Genomic DNA, 21340 nt, shown 5'->3' on the forward strand with positions numbered 1-21340 from the left:
GCATCGCCCAGCCCCCGTTTCCCTCCCGATCCGAACGGCCCCGCAGGCCGCCGATGCGGCCCTGCGGGGCGTCCGCTCGTCCCTGTCCGACCCGCTCCTCTGCCTCCACCTGCCGGAATCCATCGCATGACCGCACCGACCCGAACCACCCTGGCCAACGCGCTGCGCGTGCTGGCGATGGACGCCGTCCAGCAAGCCAACTCCGGCCACCCCGGCATGCCGATGGGCATGGCCGACATCGCCGAAGCGCTGTGGCGCCACACGCTGCGCCACAACCCGGCGAACCCGAAGTGGCCGAACCGCGACCGCTTCGTGCTGAGCAACGGCCACGGTTCGATGCTGCTCTACGGCCTGCTGCACCTCACGGGTTATGACCTGCCGATCGAGCAGATCAAGCGCTTCCGCCAGCTGCACAGCCAGACGCCGGGCCACCCCGAACTCGGCTACACGCCGGGCGTCGAGACCACCACCGGCCCGCTCGGCCAGGGCATCGCCAACGCGGTCGGCCTGGCGCTGGCCGAGCAGCTGCTCGCGGCCGAGTTCAACCGCGACGGCCTGCCGGTGGTCGACCACCACACCTACGTCTTCCTCGGCGATGGCTGCCTGATGGAAGGCGTGAGCCATGAGGCCTGCTCGCTGGCCGGCACCTGGGGCCTGGGCAAGCTGGTCGCGTTCTGGGACGACAACGGCATCTCGATCGACGGCCACGTCGAAGGCTGGTTCACCGACGACACGCCCGGCCGCTTCGAAGCCTACGGCTGGCAGGTGATCCGCGGTGTCGACGGCCATGACCCGGCCGCGCTCGATGCGGCCATCGCCGCCGCCCGTGCCGAGTCGGCCAAGCCGACGCTGATCTGCTGCAGGACCGTGATCGGCAAGGGCTCGCCCAACAAGGCCGGCACGCACGACAGCCACGGCGCGCCGCTGGGCACCGCCGAGATCGCCGCCTCGCGCGCCGCACTGGGCTGGACGCACGCGCCGTTCGAGATCCCGGCCGAGGTCGGCGCCGCGTGGGATGCACGTGAAGCCGGCGCGCGGGCCGAAGCGGCGTGGAACGAGTCGTTCGCCGCCTACGAACGTGCGCACCCGGCGCTGGCCGCCGAGTTCCGGCGCCGCATGGCCGGCGAGCTGCCGGCCGGCTTTGCCGATCTGGCCGAGGCCGCACTCGCCCAGGTCGTCGACCAGGGCGAGACCATCGCCAGCCGCAAGGCCAGCCAGAACGCGATCGCCGCGCTGGTGCCGGCGCTGCCGGAGATGGTCGGCGGCTCGGCCGACCTGGCTGGCTCCAACCTGACGCTGTGGCCGCAATCGCGCAACGTGATGTCGCCCGAAGGTGGCAACTACGTGCATTACGGCGTGCGCGAGTTCGGCATGGCCGCGATCATGAACGGCCTGACGCTGCACGGCGGCCTGCGCAGCTTCGGCGGCACCTTCCTGATGTTCAGCGAGTACGCGCGCAATGCGCTGCGCATGGCCGCGCTGATGAAGCTCAACCCGATCTACGTCTTCACGCACGACTCGATCGGCCTGGGCGAGGACGGCCCGACGCACCAGCCGGTCGAGCAGACCGCCACGCTGCGGCTGATCCCGAACATGGACGTCTGGCGCCCGGCCGATGCGGTCGAGACGCAGGTGGCGTGGACCGCGGCGATCGAGTCGACCGACCACCCGACCAGCCTGATCCTGAGCCGCCAGAACCTGCCGCACAACGCGCGCAGCGCCGAGCAACTGGCCGCGATCCGCCGCGGCGGCTACGTGGTGAGCGAGGCTTCGGGCGGCGCCGCGCGCGCCGTGATCATCGCCACCGGCAGCGAGCTGGGCCTGGCGATCGCCGCGCAGAAGCAGCTCGCCGCGCAAGGCGTGCCGGTGCGCGTGGTGTCGATGCCGTCGACCAACGTGTTCGACCGGCAGGACGCCGCCTGGCGCGACAGCGTGCTGCCAAAGGGCCTGCCGCGCGTCGCGGTCGAGGCGGGCGTGAGCGATTTCTGGCGCAAGTACGTGGGCCTGGAAGGCGCCGTGGTCGGCATCGACCGCTTCGGCGAATCGGCCCCGGCGGGCGAACTCTACAAGTTGTTCGGCGTCACCGCCGACGCGGTGGCGGCGGCCACGCTGGGCGTGCTCGGCGTGTCGGCCAAAGCGGGCAGCCGGGTCGCGCCGGTGGCGGCGCACGGCCAGCAGATCTGGCTCGACAAGCTCTCGCGCAGCCTGGTGGCCAGCGGCGAGCTGCAGCGCTGGGTCGACGAGCACGCGGTGGCCGGCGTCACCAGCAACCCGGCGATCTTCGCGCAGGCGCTGGCCGATGACGCGGCCTACGCGCCGGCATTGGCCGAACTGCGCGGCGTCGAGCCGGATCTGGAGCGCCGCTTCGAGTTGCTTGCGATTCCCGACGTGCAGGCCGCCTGCGACGTGCTGCGCCCGCTGTACGAACGCAGCCACGGTGATGCGGGTTACGTGAGCTTCGAGGTCTCGCCCAGCCTGTCGCGCGATGGTGCCGGCACGCTGGCCGCGGCGCGCCGCCTGTGGGCACAGATCGCACGTCCCAACGCGATGATCAAGATCCCCTCCACGCCCGATTGCCTGGAGGCGATCAGCGCCGCGCTGGCCGACGGCATCAACATCAACGTGACGCTGATGTTCTCGCCGCGCCAGGTGCGGCAGGTGTTCACGGCCTGCACCGAAGGCCTGCGCCGCCGCCACGCCGCGGGGCTGCCGCTGGCCGCCGTGCGCTCGGTCGCCAGCCTGTTCGTCAGCCGGGTCGACACGCTGGTCGATGCCCAGCCGGGCGCGTCGACCGACGGCCTGAGTGGTGAGGTCGGCATCGCCAATGCCCGCGCGGCCTACGCCACCTGGCTCGACACCTACGGTGGCGCGGCCTTCGCCGGCCTGCGCGCGGCCGGCGCCACGCCGCCGCTGTGCCTGTGGGCCAGCACCGGCGTGAAGAACCCGGCCTGGCGCGACACCTGCTACGTCGAGGCGCTGATCGGCCCGCGGACCGTCAACACCGTGCCCGACGCGACGCTGGCCGCCTTCGCCGACCACGGCGAGACGGCGCGCACGCTCGACACCGACCTGCCCGGCGCGTGGGCGGTGCTGGCCCGGGCCGCGGCGGCAGGCATCGACCTGGACACGCTCGGTGAGCAGCTGCAGGCCGAAGGCCTGAAGCAGTTCGAGCAGGCCTTCGAGCGGCTGCTGCAGTCGGTGCGCTGAGCTGAGCTGAGCTGAGCGGGGCTGAGCTCAACGGGACGGGGCGGAGTGTGGCGGGGCGCTTCAGCGGCCGTCGGCCGGCAGGCGGCCGAGCAGGGCTCGGCGGCAACCCTCAAGTTGCCGGCCGATCCGCCGAAATGAGGTTGCGCAGCCTTTCTGCCCAGCCGCGCGGATCGCCGTACCGGGCATGTTCCTGCCTCAACCGACCGGTTCCTGCATGTCACCGACTCCCGCCGTGCCCACCCGCCTGCCAGCCCTCGTGCTGCTGGTCGGGCTGTGCATCTCCGCGGCGGCCGGCCTGGCGCTGCAGCACGGCGTCGAGGCCCGAGCGGACACGCTGCTGCAGCACAACGCCGAGCGGGTGGCAGAGGAGATCGAACGGCGCTTCCGCCTGCCGCTGTACGGCCTCAGGGGCGCCGCCAGCTTCCTCGCCGCGAGCCCGCAGGCCGGCCGCGAGGCCTTCCGCATCCATGTGGCGTCGCGTGACCTGCCCCGGGAATTCCCGGGGGTGCGGGGCTTCGGTTTCATCCAGCGGGTCACGCCCGGACAGCTGCCGGGCTTCATCGCTGCCCAGCGGGCCGACGGCGCACCGGATTTCAGCCTGAAGCGCCTGAGCGGGCAGCCCGCTGACGAACACTACGTGATCCGCTTCATCGAGCCGATGCAGGCCAACCGGGGTGCACTGGGCCTCGATGTGGGCTCGGAGTCGCGTCGGCGCACGGCCTTCGAGCATGCGATCGCCTCCGGACAGCCCTGGATGACCCAAGTGATCACGCTGGAACAGGACCCCTTGCGGCGTCCCGGCTTCCTGCTGTACCTGCCGGTCTTCACGCGGGACGCTCCCCAGGCCAGCACCGAGCAGCGCCAGGCCGCCCTGGTCGGCCTGCTCTATGCGCCCATCGTGGCCACCGAGCTGCTCGACGGGCTGGTCCAGCGCGACCCGGAAGAACCCGAACATCAGATCGACGTCACGCTGTCCGACGCCGAGCTCGACGATCCGGCCGCTGCGCGGATCTTCGACTCGCGAGCCGCAGGCCTCAGGCCGAGCCGCTTCGAGGCCCGCAAGCGGGTGCGACTGTCGGGGCACACCTTCAATCTGCTGGTCAGCGGTACCCCCGAATTCGAGCGGCACGCCCGCAGCGCCTCGCCCTGGCTGGCCCTGGCCATCGGCGTGCTGGCCAGCACGCTGCTGGCCGTGCTGCTGAGCCAGCAGACGCTGGGCCGGCGCAACGCCGAGGTACGGGCCCGGCGCATGAGCGCCGACCTGGCGCGCCTGTCCCGGGTCGCCCGCGACACCTCCAACGCGGTGATCATCACCGACACGCGGCGGCGCATCACCTGGGTCAACCACGGCTTCGAGCGGCTCACCGGCTACCGCTTCGACGAGGTGATCGATCGCACCCCCGCCGAGCTGCTGCAGTTCGAGGGCACCGATCCGGGCTGCATCCGGCGCATGCGCGCAGCGCTCGATGCCGGGCAGGCCTTCGGCGGCGAGATCTGCAACCGGGACAAACACGGCGACCTGCACTGGATCGAGCTCGACATCCAGCCTCTGCACGACGGCGAGGGCCGGCTCACCGGCTTCTTCTCCATCCAGTCGGACGTGACCGAGCGCAAGCTGACCGAGGCCGCGCTGCGGGCCAGCGAAGCCTTCCTGGACAAGGCCGGCCGCATCGGCGGGGTCGGAGGCTGGTCCTTCGACCTGAACACGCGCACGCTGCGCTGGACCGAACAGACCGGCCGCATCCTGGGTTTCGAGCCGGGCCACCTGCCGACCGTGCAGGACGTGTTCCAGTGCTGCGACGAGGCGACCCGCCAGCGGCTGCAGCAGGCGATCGAGACCCGCTTCGCCGCAGGCGCCGACCGTGACCTCGAGCTGGCCATCACCACGGCACGAGGAGCGGCCCTCTGGGTGCGCCTGGTGGCCGAGGGCGAGTATGCCGACGGCGGCATGGCACGCATCGTGGGCACGCTGCAGGACATCACCGCCCGCCGGGCGATGGAGGACGACGTGCGGCGCAACGCCGCGCTGCTGCGCGGTGCGATCGACACGCTCGACGAGGCCTTCGTGCTCTACGACCCGCAGGACCGCATCGTGTTCTGCAACGACAAGTACCGGCAGATCTACCCCACGATCAGTCACATGCTCCAGCCCGGTGCCCGCTTCGAGGACATCATCCGGGCCGCCGCGCAGCGGGGGCAGGTGCCGGCGGCCATCGGGCAGGTCGAGCCCTGGGTGGCCGAACGCCTGGCGCAGCACCGGCAGGGCAACACCGACCTGGTGCAGCACCTCGACGACGGGCGCATCCTGCGGGTGGTGGAGCGGCGCATGCACGACGGCCACACCGTGGGCTTTCGCATCGACATCACCGACCTGGTCCGGGCCACCGAAGCGGCCGAGCGGGCCAATCTGGCCAAGTCCGAGTTCATCGCCACCATCAGCCACGAGCTGCGCACGCCGCTGCAGTCCATCATGGGCTTCTCGGACCTGGGCATGCATTTCGCGCAGGACCAGGAGCAGTTCCGGCAGATGTTCACCGACATCCACGCCGGCGGCCAGCGCATGCTGACCCTGGTCAACGGCCTGCTCGATGTCGCCAAGATCACCGAGGGCGATCGCACGCTGCAGCTGCGCCCGGCCAACCTGGCGCAGCTGGCCACCGACGTGGCGCGTGAACTGCACAGCCTGGCCGACCAACGGCAGGTGCGGCTGCAGCTGCAGCGCGCCGACCCGCTGCCGCAGTGGCCGGTGGAGGTCGACGGCTTCCGGCTGCAGCAGGTCATCCGCAACGTGCTGGCCAACGCGATCCGGTTCTCGCCCGCAGGCAGCACCGTCGAGATCGACGGGCAGGCCACGGCCGCCGGCGTGACGCTGACGATCCGGGACCATGGCCCCGGCATTCCCGCGGACGAACTCGAGACCATCTTCGACGCCTTCGTCCAGTCCAGCCGCACCCGCGACGGCGCGGGAGGCACCGGACTGGGCCTGACCATCAGCCGCAAGATCATGCGTGCCCATGGGGGACGCATCGAAGCCGGCAATGCCCCCGACGGGGGCGCCCTGATGCGACTGCATCTTCCCGCTGCCCCCGCGCAGCCCCTGGACGCACGGACCACCGCATGACCACCCCCCCTGCCGCGACCGCCCCGAGCATGAATCACACCGTGCTCACCATCGAGGACCAGCCCGACATCCGCCGGCTGATCCGCATGACGCTCGAGTTCAAGGGCTTCCAGGTGCTGGAGGCCGGCGACGGGGAACAGGGCCTGGCCCTGGCCCGCAGCCGCGCGCCCGACCTCATCCTGCTGGACGTGATGATGCCCGGCATGGACGGGCTGAGCGTCAGCAAGATCCTGGCGCAGGACCCCGCGCTGCGGCAGATCCCGGTGGTGATGATCTCCGCGCTCGGCCGCGCCGACGACGTGGCCCAGGGCCTGGAGACGGGCGTGCGCGCCTACCTCGTCAAGCCGTTCAGCCCCTGGGAGCTGCTCGACCTGACCCATCGACTGCTCAACGAAAGCAAGGCCACGTCATGAAGCAGACCTCCGCACCCACACCCGCACCGGCAGGCGCCAGCGCGGGCAGGCCTTTCCCGTGGCTGCGGCTCGGGGCCGCCAGCCTGACGCTGCTGGCGCTCGCCGCCGGCGCGCCCTGGCTGCTCGAGGTCGCCTGGCCGGCCCTGGGCCTGTCCCCGGCCTCGGGCCTGCCGGCGGCGGCGCTGCTGGGCCTGCTGGGCACGCCGCTGCTGGAGGCGCTGGGCCGGCGGCTGCTGCGCGGGATCGGCCGGAGCCGGCCGAGCGGCATGCCCCGGGCGCACCTGCTGCAGGAGGTCCGCGACATGTCCCCCTACCTCGGCCTGATGGACCGGCAGCTCGACACCGCCCTGCAGGACTACGAAGAGGTGACGCTGAAGGTGATCGACCGGATCAGCTCGATCCACCAGGTCTCCGTCGAGCAGTTCGAGCGCATCCGCACCACCGAGGCCAACAGCGAGGCCCTGGTGCGCACGATGCAGGAGAAGTCGATGGTCGACACCCAGCTGGGCTCCATCCTGCAGATGTTCGTCGAGAGCCAGGAGAAGGACGTCGAGAACAACCTCGAGCGCATCAAGCGGCTGCAGGGCGTCAGCGGCCTGGTGCCGCTGGTGGACGTGATCGCCCAGGTGGCGCGCCAGACCAACTTCCTCGCCATCAACGCCGCGATCGAGGCGGCCCGGGCGGGCGAGTCCGGGCGCAGCTTCTCGGTGCTGGCCGCCGAGATCCGCGGGCTGGCCCAGCGCACCGCCGAGGCGGCGGCCGACATCAGCGAGCAGATCGGCCTGGCCACCCGCGGCATCGACAAGGAGCTGGCCGACGCGGTGCAGGCCTCCGAGCGCCAGACCACGACCAGCAACATGCGCAAGGTCATCGCCGACATCGGCGAGATGCAGACCCGCTTCAGCGACTCGGTGTCGCAGCTGGCGCTCCACCAGGTGATCACCGAGATCAAGGTCGGCCACCAGGCGATCGAGGAGCAGCTGACCGACGCCCTCGGCCAGATGCAGGAGCAGGACGTGATGCGCCAGCGGGTGGGCGGGGTGCAGGGCGCGCTGCACGACCTCGACGCCCACCTGCAGGGCCTGGCCGAACACCTCCAGCAGCGCACCTGGCAGCCCGACGCCGGCCCGTCGATGAAGGTCAGGCTGGAGTCTCAGCACCGCCACTACGTCACGCAGGCGCAACGCCAGGTCCATGCCGGCGTGGCCGGGCAGAGCCGGGCCGGCACCCCGGCCGAGCCGCTGATCGAGCTGTTCTGACGCCGCGCGCCGGCCGGACCCGGGGGTGGGTCCGGGCGCCTCAGCGGTAGCCTTCTTCCCGAAGCACCTGGTGGACCACCGGCCGCGCCTTCATTCTCGCCAGGTGGGCGGCGAGGCCCGCAGGCATCGCCAGCCCGATGCGCTCGGCCCAGAACTCGGTGTAGAACAGCGCCGCATCGGCGATCGAGAAGGCCCCGCAGACCCAGCCGCCCTGATCGGCATGCGCGGCGAGCTGGCGGTCGAGCAGGTCGAAGCCTTCGCTCACCAGCGCCCGGCCGCGCGCCTGCAGCCGTTCACGCCGGGCGGCGGCCGACGGGCCGGCCTCGTCGCCCTCCAGCAGATGGGCCTCGGGCGTGAAGATGCGGGTGTAGCCCTGGCCGTGCACGGTGCCGACCACGTGGTTGACGGTGGCCAGCACCCGGGCCTGGGCGGCCGGCTCCTCGGGCAGCAGGCCGGCACGCGGGTGGGTCCGGCCCAGCCACCAGGCGATCGACAGCCAGTCGGTCAGCGCCTGGCCGTCGGGCAGCACCAGCGTCGGGATGGTGCCCTTCGGGTTGAGCGCGAGGTAGCCGGGGCGGCGGTGCTCGCCGGCCGGCAGGTGGACGACGTGGACCTCGAAGGGCAGCTCGAGCGTCTCGAGCAGCACGTGGATTCCGGTGCTGCAGGAGCCCGGGGTCATGTGGAACTGCATCGTGGCCATCGTCGTGCGGCGCCCGTTCAGTAGACGATGGCGAACAGCTCGGGCTCACGGCGGCGCAGCTTGTCGAGCAGCACCAGCGTGGCGGGCACGAGTGCGCAGACCGCATACCAGACGATGTCGCGGCGCGGCTCCTGCCCGGCCTGCAGCGCCTGGTGCACCGCCCCCCAGCCGGCCCAGTCGATCTGCGGCAGGCGCAGGTGCAGGATGGGCGGCAGGTGCGCCATGGTGTTGGCCATGATGCTCAGCTGCAGCTCGATCGCCGCCAGCGTGTTGGGGCTGGCGAACAGCTCGTCGGCGCCTTGCATCTCGACCACCAGGTCGAGGATGGCCTCGCCGGTGTGGCTGATGATCTCGAACAGGGAATGGGTGTACATGGCGGGGTTTCAGTCGTGCAGGCCGTCCAGCCCGCGGAAGATCGCGCAGCGCTGGAACACCTCGACCGAGGGCAGCACCTGCTTGTGGTGGCAGTACTTGGCGACGAGCTTGGCCAGGCCCTTGATGTCGCGCCCGCTGGCCTCGGGGTAGGCCTCGGCCAGCCAGGCGAGCCGGGTCTCGTCGAGCGCCAGGGCGAACTGCCCGGCCATGACGCGCCAGATGCGCTCGCGCGCCGCGCGGTCGGGCGAGTGGTAGCGGATCAGCGCGATGCAGCGGCTGACGATGGCCTCGTCGATGTCGTCGATGCGGTTGGTGGTCAGGAAGAGCAGGCCGTTGAAGTACTCCAGCACGCGCAGGAACACGCCCACCACCGCGTTGGCGGCGATGTCGTCGCTGCGCTTCCTGATGTAGACGTCGGCCTCGTCGATCAGCATCACCGCGCCCCAGCGCTGGGCGCGGGTCAGCGCCTCCTTCAGCGCGCTCTCCATCGCGGCCACCGACAGCCCGAGCTGGCCGGAATGCACACGGTAGAGCGGGCGGCCGATGACCTCGGCGTAGACCTCGGCCGTCAGCGTCTTGCCCACCCCCGGCGGGCCCGCGCACAGCACGGTGGTGCCACCGCTCTTGCCCGCGACGATGTCGTCCATCAGCACGTCCATCTCGGCCGTCAGGATGTCGATCAGGTCGGTCTGCTCACGCGGCAGCACCAGCTTGCCCTTGAGCTCAGGCGTGTAGACATGCGGCTCGATGTCGTCCACGTGCACCCACAGGTGCTGGTGCAGCTCGAGGTGGAACATGAACAGATAGGCGTGCACCGGCAGGCGCGAGAACAGCGGACCGTCCTGGCCCACCTCGTTGCGGAGCCGCTCGCGCAGCGCCTTGACCTCGTCCTCGTATTCATAGTCGCTGCTCTTGCCGGCCTTGCGCAGGTAGGGGCCGACCACGTCGCCGGCCGCGTCCAGCGCGGTCGAGCGCGGGGGCAGGATGCCTTCGTCGTTGACCAGCTTGCTCAGCCCGCCGCCGGAGGCCAGCACGATGCGGTCCTTGCGCGCCCAGTCGGTGTCGCGGTGGGTGGCGTTCGGGTCCTCGGCGTGGAAGCCGATGCCGCTGCCGTTGAACAGCGCGCCGTAGCGACCTCGCCACTCGATGTAGCGCTCGAGCGAGGCATCGGCGGCGGCCAGCAGCTCCGGCGTCTCCTTCAGGAAACCCTTGGCGGCGAGCAGCTCGGCGATGGTCGGCCCGGCGGGATGGGCAGCGTGGCGCAGGTCGGCGTCGGCCAGGCGGATGCTCTGGCTCAGCACGGTGGCACGCGCCTGGGCCTTCAGCTCGATCATCAGCTTGGCGTTTTCCTCCGACGAGCCGGCGACGAAGTCGACCCGGGTGACGACCCAGCCCAGCGGCTTGCCCTCGGTGTTGGCGGCGAAGAGCCAGCCGCGCCGGCCGTCGTCGATCAGGTAGCGCAGCAGGGCCGGCAGCAGCGCCTCGAGCTCGCTGCCCGGAGCGAAACGCTGCCCCTGCGCCCCGTGGCGCAGCGCGTGCACCAGGCCACGCAGCTGCGCGGCCCGGCCGGCCAGCGCGCTGCCGGCCTGCAGGTAGAGGTCGGCCAGGAAGTCGAGCGCCTCCAGCGACAGGCTGGAGGCGGCCACCTCGATGCGGTGGCCGTAGCGCAGCTGCTCCTGCAGCCGCTCCAGGCCCGGAAAGGCATCGGTCAGCGCGAGCACGTGGGGGCGATCGAGGTGCAGTTTCATCGGGGCCTCGGAGGCTTCGGCGGGGTCAGGGGGACACGGCGGCGGGCGCCACCGCCGGACCGTCGGGGAGCGATGGCGAGGGCGACAGCGCGGCCCGCAGCAGCAGCGCCAGGTGCACGGCCTCGCGGCCCGCGCCGTCGCGGATCTGGTGGCGGCAGCTGGTGCCGCTGGCCAGGATCAGGTCGTCCGGCGCGGCCGCGCGCACGGCCGGCAGCAGCGCCAGTTCGCCCATGCGCATCGAAGCGGCATGGTGCTCGGCCTCGTAGCCGAAGCTGCCAGCCATGCCGCAGCAGCTCGACTCGATCCACTGCACCTGCAGGCCCGGCACCAGGCCGAGCAGCTTGCGCATCGCCTTGAGCGTGCCGAAGGCCTTCTGGTGGCAATGGCCGTGCACATGCACCGTGCGCTCGAGCGCCCGCCAGGGCAGGGCCAGGCGCCGGGCGTCGTGTTCACGCACCAGGAACTCCTCCATCAGGAAGACCTGGCGCTCGAGCTTCTTCACCGACCCGGGCGGCAGGCGCAGCAGGTGCACCTCGTCGCGCAGCATCGTCAGGCAGGAAGGCTCCAGGCCGATCACCGCGCGGCCCGCGTCCAGGTGCGGCTCCAGCGCCTGCAGCAGCCGGCCGGCGTGGGCGCGGGCCTCGTCGACCAGCCCGGCCGAGAAGGCGGTGCGCCCGCAGCACAGCGCGCCGCCATCGGCCGCCCGCAGCAGGTGGACGCGCAGGCCCGCGGCCTGCAGCACCACCACGGCCGCCTCGGCCACCTCCGGATCGAGATGGTTGGCAAAGCAGTCGACCAGCAGGACCACTTCACGGGCCGGACCGGCCTGGGGCAGCGGGGTCGGGGTCGGCCGATCCAGGAACGGACGCGCCGCCAGGCGCGGCAAGGAGCGCGCGGCGGCGATGCCGGTCAGCCGCTCGCCGAGCCGCGCCACCCAGGGCAGGCGATCGCGCCAGACCAGCAGCGAACGCAGCGGCCGCAAGCGCGGCAGGTGGAGGGGCAGGGCGGCAAAGAAGCGGGTGCGCCACGGCGGGCGCTGCCGGTGCCAGCGCTGCGCCAGGGTCTCGGCGCGCAGCGCGGCCATGTCGACCCCGTTCGGGCACTCGCGCTTGCAGCCCTTGCAGGCCACGCAGAGTTCCATCGCGGCGTCGAGCCGCTGCGCGGCGGCGGCGTCCCACAGCGGCGAGGTCGCCGCCGCGGCCAGACCGGCCGTGCCGCCGGGCGCGAGTTCGCCGTCGAGGGCCTCGCGCAGCGCGGCCGCCCGGCCGCGCGTGCTGTGCAGATCGTCCTGCGTGATGCGGAAGCTCGGGCACATCAGGCCCTTGTCGCCGGCATCGCCGCGGGCCTTCTGGCACTGCCGGCTGCCGATGCACAGCGAGGCTGCCTTGCCGAAGCCCTCGCCTCGCCCGGGCACCGCCGCGTAGGCGTCGCCCTGGCCGTAGGCGTCATGGGCCGACCAGTCGAGCTGCAGCGCGCTCGGCCCGGCCGGCCCGCACGCGCCGGGCGGCATCGGCTCATCCATGCCGGGCGGCCCCATCGGCAGCTCCATCGAAGGCAGATCGGCCATCGTTCAGCCCCGGTGCTCGCAGAGCAGGGCGTTGGCGCGCAGCGCGAAGTCGCGCCAGGTGGCGGCGAGTTCGCGGCGGATCAGCGCCAGGGTCGCGGTGCTGGGGCGGTGTTCCTGCGGGAAGTTCGACAGGGCGCAGGAGGTGTTGTTGAACTTGACCACCTCGGTCACCAGCGCTTCGGCCGACCCGCGGAAGGGGGCCAGCACCTCGGGCGTCAGCCGGTGGCGCCCGGCCTCGACCGGCAGATGCGCGGTCGCTGGCCCGCCTGCCAGGCGGGCCAGCGCCTCGCCGTGGAACGCATCCATCACCGCCAGCACGGCGTTGAGGGTCAGGTCCTCGGCCTGCTGGCTCGACAGCGCCGCATGCACCTGCTCGCGGTAGCGCTGCATCAGGCCTGCGCGGCCACGCTGCACCGCCTCGGCAAAATCGGCCAGCCAGGGCCCGTGCTCGACCGGCGACGCGGGGCTCGGCGCGGTCATGGCAGCGCGCCTGCCGGCACCGGGACGGGCGCGGCATCGTTGGCGGCCTCGGTCAGCAGGCGGCGCAGCCGCGCGGCGGCCGACAGCGCCCCTTCGAGATAGCCCCCGCCCTGGCGGGCCGTCTCGCTGCCGCCCAGCAGCAGCCGGCCCTGCCACAGCGGCCGCTGCAGCGCCTCGTCACCGTAGACCGGGTGGCCACCGGGCTGACCGTCTTCGGCGACATCGAGTGCGGTGCAGGTCAGCGGCTCGCGGGCCCAGTCCTGCAGGTGCTGTTCGAGCACGCCGAGGCCGGTGCCGGCACCGAACAGCATCTGGACCTGGCTCTCGATCAGCATCGGCAGGCCGACGCGGAACTGGTCGCGCTGCGAAGCGCCCAGCGCCAGGAAACCGGCCAGCGCGGCGCCTTCGCGCGCATCGGCCGGCCCGGCATCGAACACCTCGGCCAGCACGGCCTGCGGGTGGGTGACCCAGGCGTTGCCGCTGAGCCCCTGGTCGCGCCAGGCGGGCCGGTCGCAGCGCACGGCCGCCTTGGCGGCGGTGGCCATCCAGGTCGGGGTGGCGCGCAGGGCCGCGTCCAGCGGTTCGGGCAGCGCCGGCTCGAAGGCCAGCGAGGCCGCCGCCAGTCGGGGCGGCAAAGCCAGCACCACCCGCCGCGCGGTCAACCGCGCGGTCGAGGTCGACCCGCAGGCCTCGGGCGCCGAAAAATGCAGTTCGACATGGTCCCCGCGGTCGACCAGGCGCAGCAGGCGCTGCCCCAGGCGCAGGCGCTGGGCCGGCAGCATCGCCTGCATCGCGCCGGTCAGGGCGCTCATGCCACCGGTCAGGCGGCGGGCGCCACCGTGCAGCGCGCCGGCCTGGGCGGGGGTGCGGTCGCCCTCGGCACGCAGCGTGCCGGTGTGCGGGTCGAAGGCGCGCGGGGTCGGCACCCGGTTCGGGTCGTCCAGCAGCAGCACGCGGCCATCGTCGGGCTGCTCGATCCAGTCCAGCCCCAGGTCGTCGATCAGGCGGGTGATCGACGGCTGGGTGGCCGGCCAGAACCAGGTCGGGCCCAGGTCCAGCGCCGGACCGGTGCCGGCCGGGCTGCCGAGCACACGACCACCGAGGCGGTCGCGGCCCTCGAAGAGTGCCCAGTCCATGCGGCGGGCCTGGAGGCTGTGCGCAAGCGCCAGCCCGCACAGGCCGCCACCGATGATCGCGATGTCCAGCATGGCAGGAACTCCCCTGTAGCGGTGATGCAGGCCGGCGCGGCACGGGCCGCCCGGCGACGGCCCGTGGTGACTCAGTTGAGCGCGCCCAGCAGCTCGACCGTCACCGGCTCGGTGCCCAGCAGCGTGACCTGGCAGGCCAGGCGCGACTTGGAGCCGATGCCCACGAGGGTGTCGAGCTTGGCGTTCTCGGCCGGGGTCAGCTTGGACACGCCCTTGCGGCCTTCCTTGACGAAGATGTGGCAGGCGCCGCACTTGGCCTCGCCGCCACACTTGCTGGCCAGCGCTTCGCCGGCGGCGAGGATGGCCTTGAGCAGGTTGGTGCCGGCTTCGAATTCGAAGGTCTTGCCCGAAGGCTGGAGGGTGAGCGTGGTCATGGAAAAACTCCTGTGCTTGGAGGGTGGGTGGGGGAAATCAGGCGGCGACGGGCGTGCCGGTGGTCAGCCGGGCCGCCACGTCGGCCAGGGGCAGGGCGATCCGGGTGATGCCCTGCTCCTCGAGGAAACGGACCTCCATGCGCGAGGGCTCGTCGGGCAGCACCGCGTAGTGCGGACCGCCGGAGCGTTTCATGATCTGGCGGGCGAAGGCGCGCGGCAGCTGGTCGTTGAAGCGGCAGCCGAGGAAGACGAAGCCCCGCTCGCTGCGGCGCTGCTGCACCAGCGCCGGGATCGGCGTCTGGATGTCGATCTCGGTCAGCACCTCGACCATGTCGGTGTCGGAGACCAGGAAGTTCTCGGCCGGCGCCCGGCCGCCCCAGGGCTTGTAGAGCACGGTGCGGGCCTCGACCGGATCGGGGCTGCCCTCGCCGGTGGCGCCGTACCAGCCCACCCAGGTGCCGAAGTGCTCGCTCTGGCTCAGGCCCTGGACCTCGGCCCAGTCGCTGCGACCCGCCAGCGCGCTGCGCATCGTGTCGTCGTACCAGGTGTCGACGATGAACGGCGCGCCCAGCGTCGCCAGCCACTGGTGCAGCGGCGACGGCGCGGCCTGCGTCGCGAAGGCCTCGACCATCGCCTTGACCAGGGTCTTGCGGTGCTTGAAGTTCTCGATGAACTGGGCCGCGGCGGTCAGGCGGTTCTTGATCTTGCCCGGCACCGACACCTTGGCGGTGAGGAACTGGGCCAGGCCCAGCGGATCAGGCGGCGGCGTGCTGCCGCTGCACAGGGCCAGCATGCCCGGGCCCAGGTAGGGCACCAGGGTGCCGGCGGCGAGGCCCTCGGCCACGGCAGGGGGCAGGTGATCGACGGTCGGATGGCTCATGGGGCGCCTCGTGGAGAGTGGGGTGGACGGGGGGAGGAAGGCAGGATCAGTAGATCGCCGCCCCGGCACCGACGTTGACCGACGAGTCCTTCATCGTCTTGACGATGAACTTGACGTGGTCGGGCTCGAGGTGGCCGTGGAAGGGCAGGGCCATCGCCCGGTCGGCGATGCGCTCGACCAGCGGGAACTGGCCGCGCTTCCAGCCCAGCTGCTGGTAGTGGAACTGCTGGTGCAGCGGCTGGCAGTACAGCACCGACTCGATGGACTCGGCGCTCATGTCCTCGATGATCTGCTCGCAGGCGCTGGCGGTGAACCGCTTGCCCAGGTGCACGATGAACAGCATCCAGTGCACCTCGTCGACGTCCTGGCCGACATACGGCGGCTTGATGCCCTCGAAGCTCTGCATCTGCTCGAGGTAGCAGCGCTCGACCGCCTTGCGCCGCTCGAGCAGCTCGGGCAGCCGGGCCAGCTGGCCGGCGCCGAGCGCGGCGGTCAGCTCGCTCATGCTGGCCTGCAGCGGCACGCGCGAGCCGACCGAGACGCTGCGGCGGTCGGCGATGGAGCGCGAGCGCAGGTAGCGCAGCTCGGCCGCCAGCGTCGCATCGTCGGTGACGAGCATGCCGCCTTCGCCGCAGCACAGCGCCGAGGGCTGCGAGAAGTCGAACACCGACACGTCGCCGAAGGTGCCCACCTCGCAGCCGCGGTAGCGCGAGCCGATGGCCTCGGTGGAATCCTCGATCAGCTTCAGGCCGTGCTGGTCGGCCACCGCGCGCAGCTCGTGCCAGGCCGCCGGGTGGCCGTTGATGTTGCCCGCCAGGATGGCGCGGGTCGCCGGCGTGATCTGGGTGGCCGCCCGCACCGGGTCGAGGCAGCCGGTCCAGTAGTTGATGTCGGAGAAGACCACGCGAGCGCCGGTCAGGCCCACGGCGTGAGCCACCTGGTGCCAGCCATAGGGCGAGGCGATCACCTCGTCGCCCGGGCCGATGCCCATCGCCCGCAGGGCCAGCCAGACACCGATCGTGCCGCTGGCCACCGCCACCGCATGGGCACGGCCCAGGTGGCGGGCGAACGCCTGCTCGAAGTGCTCGACCATGCGCCCGGCCGACAGCCGCGGCTCCTTCAGCGCGGCCAGCACCAGCTGCTGCTCGACCTCGCTGACGTCGGGATCGCTCAGCAGCAGCCAGTCGTCGGGCAGGTCGAAGTGCTCCTGCTCGTCCTCGGCGGTGGTCTCCATCAGGTCGGGGAAGGCGCTCATCGCATCACCCCCGGTCGCTGATGAAGAAGCCGACGGCCCGGGCCGGATCGGCCGTGACCTGCCAGCAATGGCCATCGCTGGCACCGAGGTAGAGGGCACGCCGCTCGCCCTGCGCGGCCGGGGTCTCGGCGCGCATGTCGAAGGCGTCGACCACGACGATCCTCATCGGGGCAAAACGGGTGCGCAGCGCCGCGGCGGCTTCGCGCACGGTGGCGGCGGCCTCGGCGAGGCCGAGGGCTTCGTCCAGCGCGGTGGCATCGATGGCCAGGGTGGCGGTCATGGCGGCCTCACTCGGCGGCGGTGGCGTCGGCCAGCTTGCGGGCCTCCACCGTGATCGGCAGCGTCGTGCCGGCGGGCATCTCGGGCAGGGTCAGCACCCAGCCGTTGGCCAGCGTGACGTTGCCGCCCCACAGGTCCGGCCGGTCCTGCGCGACGACGGGCTCCTCCAGGTCCTTCTTGGGCACGTAGACCGACAGGATCCCGGCAGCGTTGCGGCGCATCATCACTTTCATCACGTTCTCCAGAGGGGTTTCAATCAGGCCGCCATCGCGGTGGTTTCGATCGGGGCCAGCAGCGGGCCGATCACCCGGGCCACGGCGTCGAGGGCACGCTGGATCTCGGCGGCGGCGGTCTCGCGGCCGAGCGAGAAGCGCACGCCCGCCTTGGCATGCAGCGCGCTCTCGCCCATCGCCAGCAGCACGTGCGAGGGCTGGGTGCCAGCCGCGGTGCAGGCCGCGCCCGACGAGGCGACCACCCCGGCGTTCTCCAGCCGGTTGAGCACCTGGTCGCTGTCGAGCGCGCCGAAGCGCAGGCACACGGTGTTGGGCAGGCGAGCGGCCTGGCGGCCGTAGACCTGCACCTGCGGCCAGGCCCTCAGACCGTCCTCGAGCCGCTCGCGCAGCGCCGTCATGCGCGCCAGGTCCTCGTCGAGCGTGCGCCGCGCCAGCTCGCAGGCGGCGGCGAAACCGGCGATGCCGGGGGTGTTCTCGGTGCCACCGCGGCGGTTGCGTTCCTGGCGGCCCGACAGCAGCGCCGGCAGCACCACGCCCTTGCGCACGACCAGCGCGCCCACGCCCTTGGGGCCGTGCAGCTTGTGGGCCGACACGCTCATCAGGTCAATGCCCGAGGACGCGAAATGCAGCCGCGACTTGCCCAGCAGCTGGGTCGCATCGACGTGCAGCAGGCTGCCCGCGGCGCGGGCCAGCGCGGCCAGCTCGGCCACCGGCATCAGCACGCCGGTCTCGTTGTTGGCGCCCATCACGCTGACCAGCGCGACGTCGTCGCGGATCAGCGCCCGGGCGGCGTCCAGGTCGAGGCGGCCCTGCGTGTCCACCGGGATCAGGTCGACCGGCACGCCTTCACCCTGCAGGCGCCGGGCCAGGGCCAGCAGGCCGGGGTGCTCGACCGCCGACAGCACCAGGCGGCGGCGCTGGCCGCCGGAGGCCGCACGGGCCGCCTCCAGCGCGCCGAGCACCGCCATGTGGTTGGCCTCGGTCGCGCCGCTGGTGAACACCAGCTCCGTGCCCTGGCAGCCCAGGAAGGCGGCCACGCGGGTGCGGGCGTCGGCCAGCAGGCGGCGGGCGCCCTGGCCGGGCTCGTGGGTCGAGGACGGGTTGGCCCAGCCCAGCTCCAGCGCGTCGACCATCTCGGTCACGACCTCGGGGGCCGGCCGCGTGGTGGCGTTGTGGTCGAGGTAGACGAGCGAAGCGCCTGCAAGCGACATGTTCATTGCCAGTACTCCCGGTCACGGTCTTCACAGACGAGGTCCAGCGCCCGGGGCAGCGTCAGGCCTGCCCCCTTGCGCACCCAGCGGCCCGACGCGTGGTCACGGGCGTGCAGCGCCCAGCGATCGCCCTCGGGCTCGAACCAGGCGATGTCGATCTCGCCACCCATCGGATCGATGTTGCGCGAGCAGTTCGCGCTGACGATCTTCCAGCCGTGCCCTTCACGCTCCAGGCGCGGCTGCACGTACTTGTAGCGGGCCCGCCGCTCCAGCGCCCGTTCGATGCGGCGCCGCGACAGGTCAGTGACCGGACCGGCGACGGCGCCGCCCGGAGGGCGCGGCCGGCTGCCCCGCGGAGGGACGGTGTGCGGAGTCACGCGGCGACTCCCTCGGCCTCGGGCACGTAGAGCCCGGGCGGCACGATCTCCTCCTCGAGACAGCCCAGCACCACGATGCCGAAGTCGACCATGTAGAGCGGGATGTTGGCCTCGCCGTGATGGCCCACCTGCACGATCTCGCCCGGGCCGCCGGCGGCGACGACCAGCTGGTCCTCGGGCACGTCGGGCAGGCTGCCGTCGTTGTAGAGATCGGTGGCGGCCACCACCTCCTGGCCCCACTCGTAGCGGGGCAGACGCTGGTCGATCATGTCGGGCTCCTGTCAGCGGATGTCATTGAGCTGGGTGAAGCGCTCGCCCAGCTGGGCCAGCACCTCCTCGGGCAGGTGGTCGAGCGTGCACAGCTCCTTGGCGCGCATGCCGACCTGGTGGCCGGAGTCGACGAACTCGACGGCGTAGATGTAGAACATCTGCAGGAAGGTGCCGATCGAGCGCACGTAGCCGATCTCGCCCTTGTTCACCAGCACGTCGCCGATGTCCTTGCCGTTGTAGGTGCCGTCGTTGCGCACCACCGAACGGCTGATCACGCGCTCGCCCATCGAGAAACGGGGCGGCAGGGAGATCTCGAGCACGTCGTCGTCACGGGAGATGTCAGCCATCGGAGCACTCCTGGGTTGCGGAAGGAATCAGCTGCAGCAGGCGGGTGCGCACCTGCTCGCGCACCTCGGCCTCGTCGTCGTCGCGCAGGCGGGCCAGCAGCGCCGGGGCGGCCCGGCCGGCCACGTGCCAGCGCACGACCCAGTCGGGGTCGTGCACCAGGGCCTCGAGCAGCCCGGCGGGCAGGCGCTCGGCCACGAGGCGACGCACCTCCGGATCACGGTCGGCGGCCAGGCGCAGCAGCGCGGGCATCTCGAGGCGGCGCGCCACCTCCAGACGCACCTGCAGGTCGGTGTCGTGCATCAGCAGCGGCAGCAGGGCGACCGGCAGGCGGCGGGCGACGACCTTGCGCACCTCGTAGTCGCCGTCGCCCAGCATCGAGGCCACGTCGGCATCGGCCAGGCGCTGCGCCACCCGGATGCGCACCTCACGATGGGGATCCTCGCGCAGCCGGCCCAGCAGCCGCTGCGGCAGGCGCAGCGCGACCTGCAGCCGCACGGTCTCGTCGGGATCGTCCATCAGCGCGGGCAGCTGGAAGACGTCGGCATAGCGGGCGGCGATCGCCCGCACCTCGAAATACGGGTGGCCGAGGTGCCGGCCGGCCAGCGTGCGGTGCTGGCGGAAGAAGCGGTCGATGCGCCGGGCATAGGCGTCCTGCATGCAGCAGCGCCCGGGCGCGCAGCCGGCGTCGGCCCCCAGGGCCAGCAGGTCCTGGTGCGGGCAGGCGCTGCAGTCCAGCGGACCGCCCTGCCAGTCGAGCACGGGGATGTCCTGCCAGGCCGGGGGGGAGTTGGACAGGTCGGCCATGGCGGGGGTCCGTCGCTGTCTCAGGCCGAAGCGCCCGGGCGGTGGCCGGTGCCCGAGGCCCGGGCCCACGCGGCGGCACCGAAGGCCGGGGCGTCGGCAGCGTCGGGCGCGTCCGGGTCGTCACCCACCAGCGCACGCACCCGCACGGCCTCGAGCAGCGCGCCGCCGACCCGGTCCTCCGGGTCCAGCTCGCGCAGCTTGGCCAGCGCGTCGCGGGCCTCGTTCTGGTCGTCCAGGCGCAGGCTGAGGTAGGCGTAGCCCTTGAGCACGAACAGGTAGAAGCGGGTGCGGGCGCCACTGCCCGCCTCGGGCAGCGGGCGGTCGGGCACGTCGCGCCAGACGGTCGGCAGGTCCAGCGCCAGGGCGCCCACGGTCAGCGCCCGGCGGGCGATGTCGCGGGCCGCCGCCAGGCGGTGGCCGTAGAAATGGTGGCGGTAGAAGGCGATCAGCACCGCCGGATGGTCCGGCGCCAGCGACCGGGCCCGCATCAGGGCGGCCATCGCCAGCGCCGGCTCCACGCCGCGCAGCTGGCCGGCTTCTTTCAGGGCCGCCTCGGTCTCGGCCGACAGGCCGCCCCCCAGCACCGCATCGTCGAAGTCGGCCAGCCCGTCCATCATGCCCTCACCGTGCGCTTGATGGAGTCCAGCGAGACGCTGGTCTCGGCCGGCATCGCGGCCGCGTCGCCCGAGCTCGAGCAGCCGCAGGCGGCCTGGTTCGGGTTGACGAAGGTCAGGCCGCTCTTGGTGGGCGTGTCGGCGAAGTCCACCGTGATGCCGTCGAGCATCAGGCGGCTCTCGGCCGGCAGGAACACCTGCACGTCGTTGACCATCAGCACGCTGTCGCCGGCCATCGGCCGGGGCTCGACGGTGAACTCGCTCGAATAGCCCGAGCAGCCGCCGGGGCTGACGGTCAGGCGGAAGCCGCCGGCCGGGTGCTCGGAAAAACGCACCATGCGCCGCATGAACTTCTCGGCCGCCGGCATGACGATCACGTTGGGTTGCAGCATGTCGCTCACACTTTCTTGATGCAGTTGTCGACCGGGCACACTGCGACGCACTGGGGCGAGTCGAACTGGCCTTCGCACTCGGTGCACTTGGCCGGATCGATGATGAAGGTGCCGCCCTTCTCGCGGATGGCGACGTTGGGGCACTCGGGCTCGCAGGCGGAGCAGCCGGTGCACATCGAGGCAATGATCTTGAGAGCCATGTCTATCTCCTTGGGCTGGATGGGT

Annotated in this window: 23 protein-coding genes; 4 read left to right on the forward strand and 19 right to left on the reverse strand. The window is 72.1% G+C overall.

Features of this window, described 5'->3' with window-relative positions; translation table 11 throughout:
* The first annotated feature begins 126 nt into the window (after positions 1-126).
* The 4 genes from tkt to C7444_RS14590 all read left to right on the forward strand — a co-directional run bounded on the left by tkt (position 127) and on the right by C7444_RS14590 (position 8000).
* Positions 127-3207: a transketolase gene (tkt, locus tag C7444_RS20930; RefSeq protein WP_211317565.1), complete on the forward strand. Its 3081-nt coding sequence runs from the start codon at positions 127-129 to the stop codon at positions 3205-3207.
* Between the two features lie 214 nt (positions 3208-3421).
* Positions 3422-6328, forward strand: a complete 2907-nt coding sequence (locus tag C7444_RS14580) for a CHASE domain-containing protein (protein ID WP_170130765.1) — start codon at positions 3422-3424, stop codon at positions 6326-6328.
* Positions 6325-6741, forward strand: a complete 417-nt coding sequence (locus C7444_RS14585; RefSeq protein ID WP_245909581.1) for a response regulator transcription factor — start codon at positions 6325-6327, stop codon at positions 6739-6741. The genes C7444_RS14580 and C7444_RS14585 overlap by 4 nt, the downstream gene beginning before the upstream one ends.
* Positions 6738-8000 carry a methyl-accepting chemotaxis protein gene (locus C7444_RS14590; protein WP_110401581.1) on the forward strand — a complete coding sequence of 421 codons (1263 nt, stop codon included), beginning with the start codon at positions 6738-6740 and terminating at the stop codon, positions 7998-8000. Before C7444_RS14585 ends, C7444_RS14590 begins: the two co-directional genes overlap by 4 nt.
* A 40-nt stretch (positions 8001-8040) precedes the next feature.
* On the opposite strand, the gene C7444_RS14595 is transcribed toward C7444_RS14590, so the two are convergent.
* The 19 genes from C7444_RS14595 to C7444_RS14680 all read right to left on the reverse strand — a co-directional run bounded on the left by C7444_RS14595 (position 8041) and on the right by C7444_RS14680 (position 21315).
* Entirely contained in the window at positions 8041-8691 is a 651-nt protein-coding gene (locus C7444_RS14595; RefSeq protein WP_245909582.1) for a glutathione S-transferase family protein, read from the reverse strand.
* A 26-nt stretch (positions 8692-8717) separates the two neighbouring features.
* Positions 8718-9074, reverse strand: coding sequence for a ribonuclease HepT family protein (locus C7444_RS14600; RefSeq protein ID WP_110401582.1), 357 nt, complete (start codon positions 9072-9074; stop codon positions 8718-8720).
* 9 nt (positions 9075-9083) lie between these two features.
* Positions 9084-10823, reverse strand: coding sequence for an ATP-binding protein (locus tag C7444_RS14605; RefSeq protein WP_110401583.1), 1740 nt, complete (start codon positions 10821-10823; stop codon positions 9084-9086).
* Between the two features lie 25 nt (positions 10824-10848).
* Positions 10849-12390, reverse strand: coding sequence for a (Fe-S)-binding protein (locus C7444_RS14610; protein ID WP_211317567.1), 1542 nt, complete (start codon positions 12388-12390; stop codon positions 10849-10851).
* Positions 12391-12393: 3 nt separating this feature from the next.
* Entirely contained in the window at positions 12394-12870 is a 477-nt protein-coding gene (locus tag C7444_RS20410; protein ID WP_211317568.1) for a hypothetical protein, read from the reverse strand.
* The gene (locus tag C7444_RS14615) at positions 12867-14078 is read right to left on the reverse strand and encodes a flavin monoamine oxidase family protein (RefSeq protein WP_211317569.1); all 1212 of its coding nucleotides are present in this window, start codon (positions 14076-14078) and stop codon (positions 12867-12869) included. The genes C7444_RS20410 and C7444_RS14615 overlap by 4 nt, the downstream gene beginning before the upstream one ends.
* 71 nt (positions 14079-14149) lie before the next feature.
* Positions 14150-14452: a 2Fe-2S iron-sulfur cluster-binding protein gene (locus C7444_RS14620; RefSeq protein ID WP_110401584.1), complete on the reverse strand. Its 303-nt coding sequence runs from the start codon at positions 14450-14452 to the stop codon at positions 14150-14152.
* A gap of 37 nt (positions 14453-14489) precedes the next feature.
* The gene (locus C7444_RS14625) at positions 14490-15332 is read right to left on the reverse strand and encodes an SIR2 family NAD-dependent protein deacylase (protein ID WP_110401585.1); all 843 of its coding nucleotides are present in this window, start codon (positions 15330-15332) and stop codon (positions 14490-14492) included.
* Between the two features lie 46 nt (positions 15333-15378).
* Complete coding sequence (locus tag C7444_RS14630) at positions 15379-16527, reverse strand: DegT/DnrJ/EryC1/StrS family aminotransferase (protein WP_245909589.1); 1149 nt, start codon at positions 16525-16527, stop codon at positions 15379-15381.
* A gap of 64 nt (positions 16528-16591) precedes the next feature.
* Positions 16592-16867, reverse strand: a complete 276-nt coding sequence (locus C7444_RS14635; protein WP_211317570.1) for a hypothetical protein — start codon at positions 16865-16867, stop codon at positions 16592-16594.
* 7 nt (positions 16868-16874) lie between these two features.
* Complete coding sequence (nifT, locus tag C7444_RS14640) at positions 16875-17099, reverse strand: putative nitrogen fixation protein NifT (protein ID WP_110401587.1); 225 nt, start codon at positions 17097-17099, stop codon at positions 16875-16877.
* A 23-nt stretch (positions 17100-17122) separates the two neighbouring features.
* On the reverse strand, positions 17123-18316 hold the full coding sequence (locus C7444_RS14645; RefSeq protein ID WP_245909583.1) for a cysteine desulfurase family protein: 1194 nt from the start codon (positions 18314-18316) through the stop codon (positions 17123-17125).
* Complete coding sequence (locus C7444_RS14650; RefSeq protein WP_110401589.1) at positions 18313-18687, reverse strand: DUF3024 domain-containing protein; 375 nt, start codon at positions 18685-18687, stop codon at positions 18313-18315. Before C7444_RS14650 ends, C7444_RS14645 begins: the two co-directional genes overlap by 4 nt.
* Positions 18684-18956, reverse strand: coding sequence for a nitrogen fixation protein NifZ (locus C7444_RS14655; RefSeq protein WP_110401590.1), 273 nt, complete (start codon positions 18954-18956; stop codon positions 18684-18686). Before C7444_RS14655 ends, C7444_RS14650 begins: the two co-directional genes overlap by 4 nt.
* 12 nt (positions 18957-18968) lie before the next feature.
* Positions 18969-19304, reverse strand: a complete 336-nt coding sequence (locus tag C7444_RS14660) for a nitrogen fixation protein NifZ (protein ID WP_110401591.1) — start codon at positions 19302-19304, stop codon at positions 18969-18971.
* Positions 19297-20109: a 4Fe4S-binding leucine-rich repeat protein gene (locus C7444_RS14665; RefSeq protein WP_110401592.1), complete on the reverse strand. Its 813-nt coding sequence runs from the start codon at positions 20107-20109 to the stop codon at positions 19297-19299. The genes C7444_RS14660 and C7444_RS14665 overlap by 8 nt, the downstream gene beginning before the upstream one ends.
* Before the next feature lie 20 nt (positions 20110-20129).
* Positions 20130-20726: a hypothetical protein gene (locus C7444_RS14670; RefSeq protein WP_245909584.1), complete on the reverse strand. Its 597-nt coding sequence runs from the start codon at positions 20724-20726 to the stop codon at positions 20130-20132.
* Entirely contained in the window at positions 20723-21115 is a 393-nt protein-coding gene (locus C7444_RS14675) for a HesB/IscA family protein (protein ID WP_110401619.1), read from the reverse strand. Before C7444_RS14675 ends, C7444_RS14670 begins: the two co-directional genes overlap by 4 nt.
* 5 nt (positions 21116-21120) lie before the next feature.
* Entirely contained in the window at positions 21121-21315 is a 195-nt protein-coding gene (locus C7444_RS14680; RefSeq protein WP_110401594.1) for a 4Fe-4S binding protein, read from the reverse strand.
* Positions 21316-21340: the final 25 nt, after the last annotated feature.

It is taken from the genome of Sphaerotilus hippei, from assembly GCF_003201595.1.
Classification (GTDB): domain Bacteria; phylum Pseudomonadota; class Gammaproteobacteria; order Burkholderiales; family Burkholderiaceae_C; genus Sphaerotilus; species Sphaerotilus hippei.

Coding starts and splice junctions, on each gene's coding strand:
- tkt (WP_211317565.1), top strand. CDS start 127: ATGACCGCACCGACCCGAACCACCCTGGCCAACGCGCTGCGCGTGCTG.
- C7444_RS14580 (WP_170130765.1), top strand. CDS start 3,422: ATGTCACCGACTCCCGCCGTGCCCACCCGCCTGCCAGCCCTCGTGCTG.
- C7444_RS14585 (WP_245909581.1), top strand. CDS start 6,325: ATGACCACCCCCCCTGCCGCGACCGCCCCGAGCATGAATCACACCGTG.
- C7444_RS14590 (WP_110401581.1), top strand. CDS start 6,738: ATGAAGCAGACCTCCGCACCCACACCCGCACCGGCAGGCGCCAGCGCG.
- C7444_RS14595 (WP_245909582.1), bottom strand. CDS start 8,691: ATGCAGTTCCACATGACCCCGGGCTCCTGCAGCACCGGAATCCACGTG.
- C7444_RS14600 (WP_110401582.1), bottom strand. CDS start 9,074: ATGTACACCCATTCCCTGTTCGAGATCATCAGCCACACCGGCGAGGCC.
- C7444_RS14605 (WP_110401583.1), bottom strand. CDS start 10,823: ATGAAACTGCACCTCGATCGCCCCCACGTGCTCGCGCTGACCGATGCC.
- C7444_RS14610 (WP_211317567.1), bottom strand. CDS start 12,390: ATGGCCGATCTGCCTTCGATGGAGCTGCCGATGGGGCCGCCCGGCATG.
- C7444_RS20410 (WP_211317568.1), bottom strand. CDS start 12,870: ATGACCGCGCCGAGCCCCGCGTCGCCGGTCGAGCACGGGCCCTGGCTG.
- C7444_RS14615 (WP_211317569.1), bottom strand. CDS start 14,078: ATGCTGGACATCGCGATCATCGGTGGCGGCCTGTGCGGGCTGGCGCTT.
- C7444_RS14620 (WP_110401584.1), bottom strand. CDS start 14,452: ATGACCACGCTCACCCTCCAGCCTTCGGGCAAGACCTTCGAATTCGAA.
- C7444_RS14625 (WP_110401585.1), bottom strand. CDS start 15,332: ATGAGCCATCCGACCGTCGATCACCTGCCCCCTGCCGTGGCCGAGGGC.
- C7444_RS14635 (WP_211317570.1), bottom strand. CDS start 16,867: ATGACCGCCACCCTGGCCATCGATGCCACCGCGCTGGACGAAGCCCTC.
- nifT (WP_110401587.1), bottom strand. CDS start 17,099: ATGAAAGTGATGATGCGCCGCAACGCTGCCGGGATCCTGTCGGTCTAC.
- C7444_RS14645 (WP_245909583.1), bottom strand. CDS start 18,316: ATGAACATGTCGCTTGCAGGCGCTTCGCTCGTCTACCTCGACCACAAC.
- C7444_RS14655 (WP_110401590.1), bottom strand. CDS start 18,956: ATGATCGACCAGCGTCTGCCCCGCTACGAGTGGGGCCAGGAGGTGGTG.
- C7444_RS14660 (WP_110401591.1), bottom strand. CDS start 19,304: ATGGCTGACATCTCCCGTGACGACGACGTGCTCGAGATCTCCCTGCCG.
- C7444_RS14665 (WP_110401592.1), bottom strand. CDS start 20,109: ATGGCCGACCTGTCCAACTCCCCCCCGGCCTGGCAGGACATCCCCGTG.
- C7444_RS14670 (WP_245909584.1), bottom strand. CDS start 20,726: ATGATGGACGGGCTGGCCGACTTCGACGATGCGGTGCTGGGGGGCGGC.
- C7444_RS14675 (WP_110401619.1), bottom strand. CDS start 21,115: ATGCTGCAACCCAACGTGATCGTCATGCCGGCGGCCGAGAAGTTCATG.
- C7444_RS14680 (WP_110401594.1), bottom strand. CDS start 21,315: ATGGCTCTCAAGATCATTGCCTCGATGTGCACCGGCTGCTCCGCCTGC.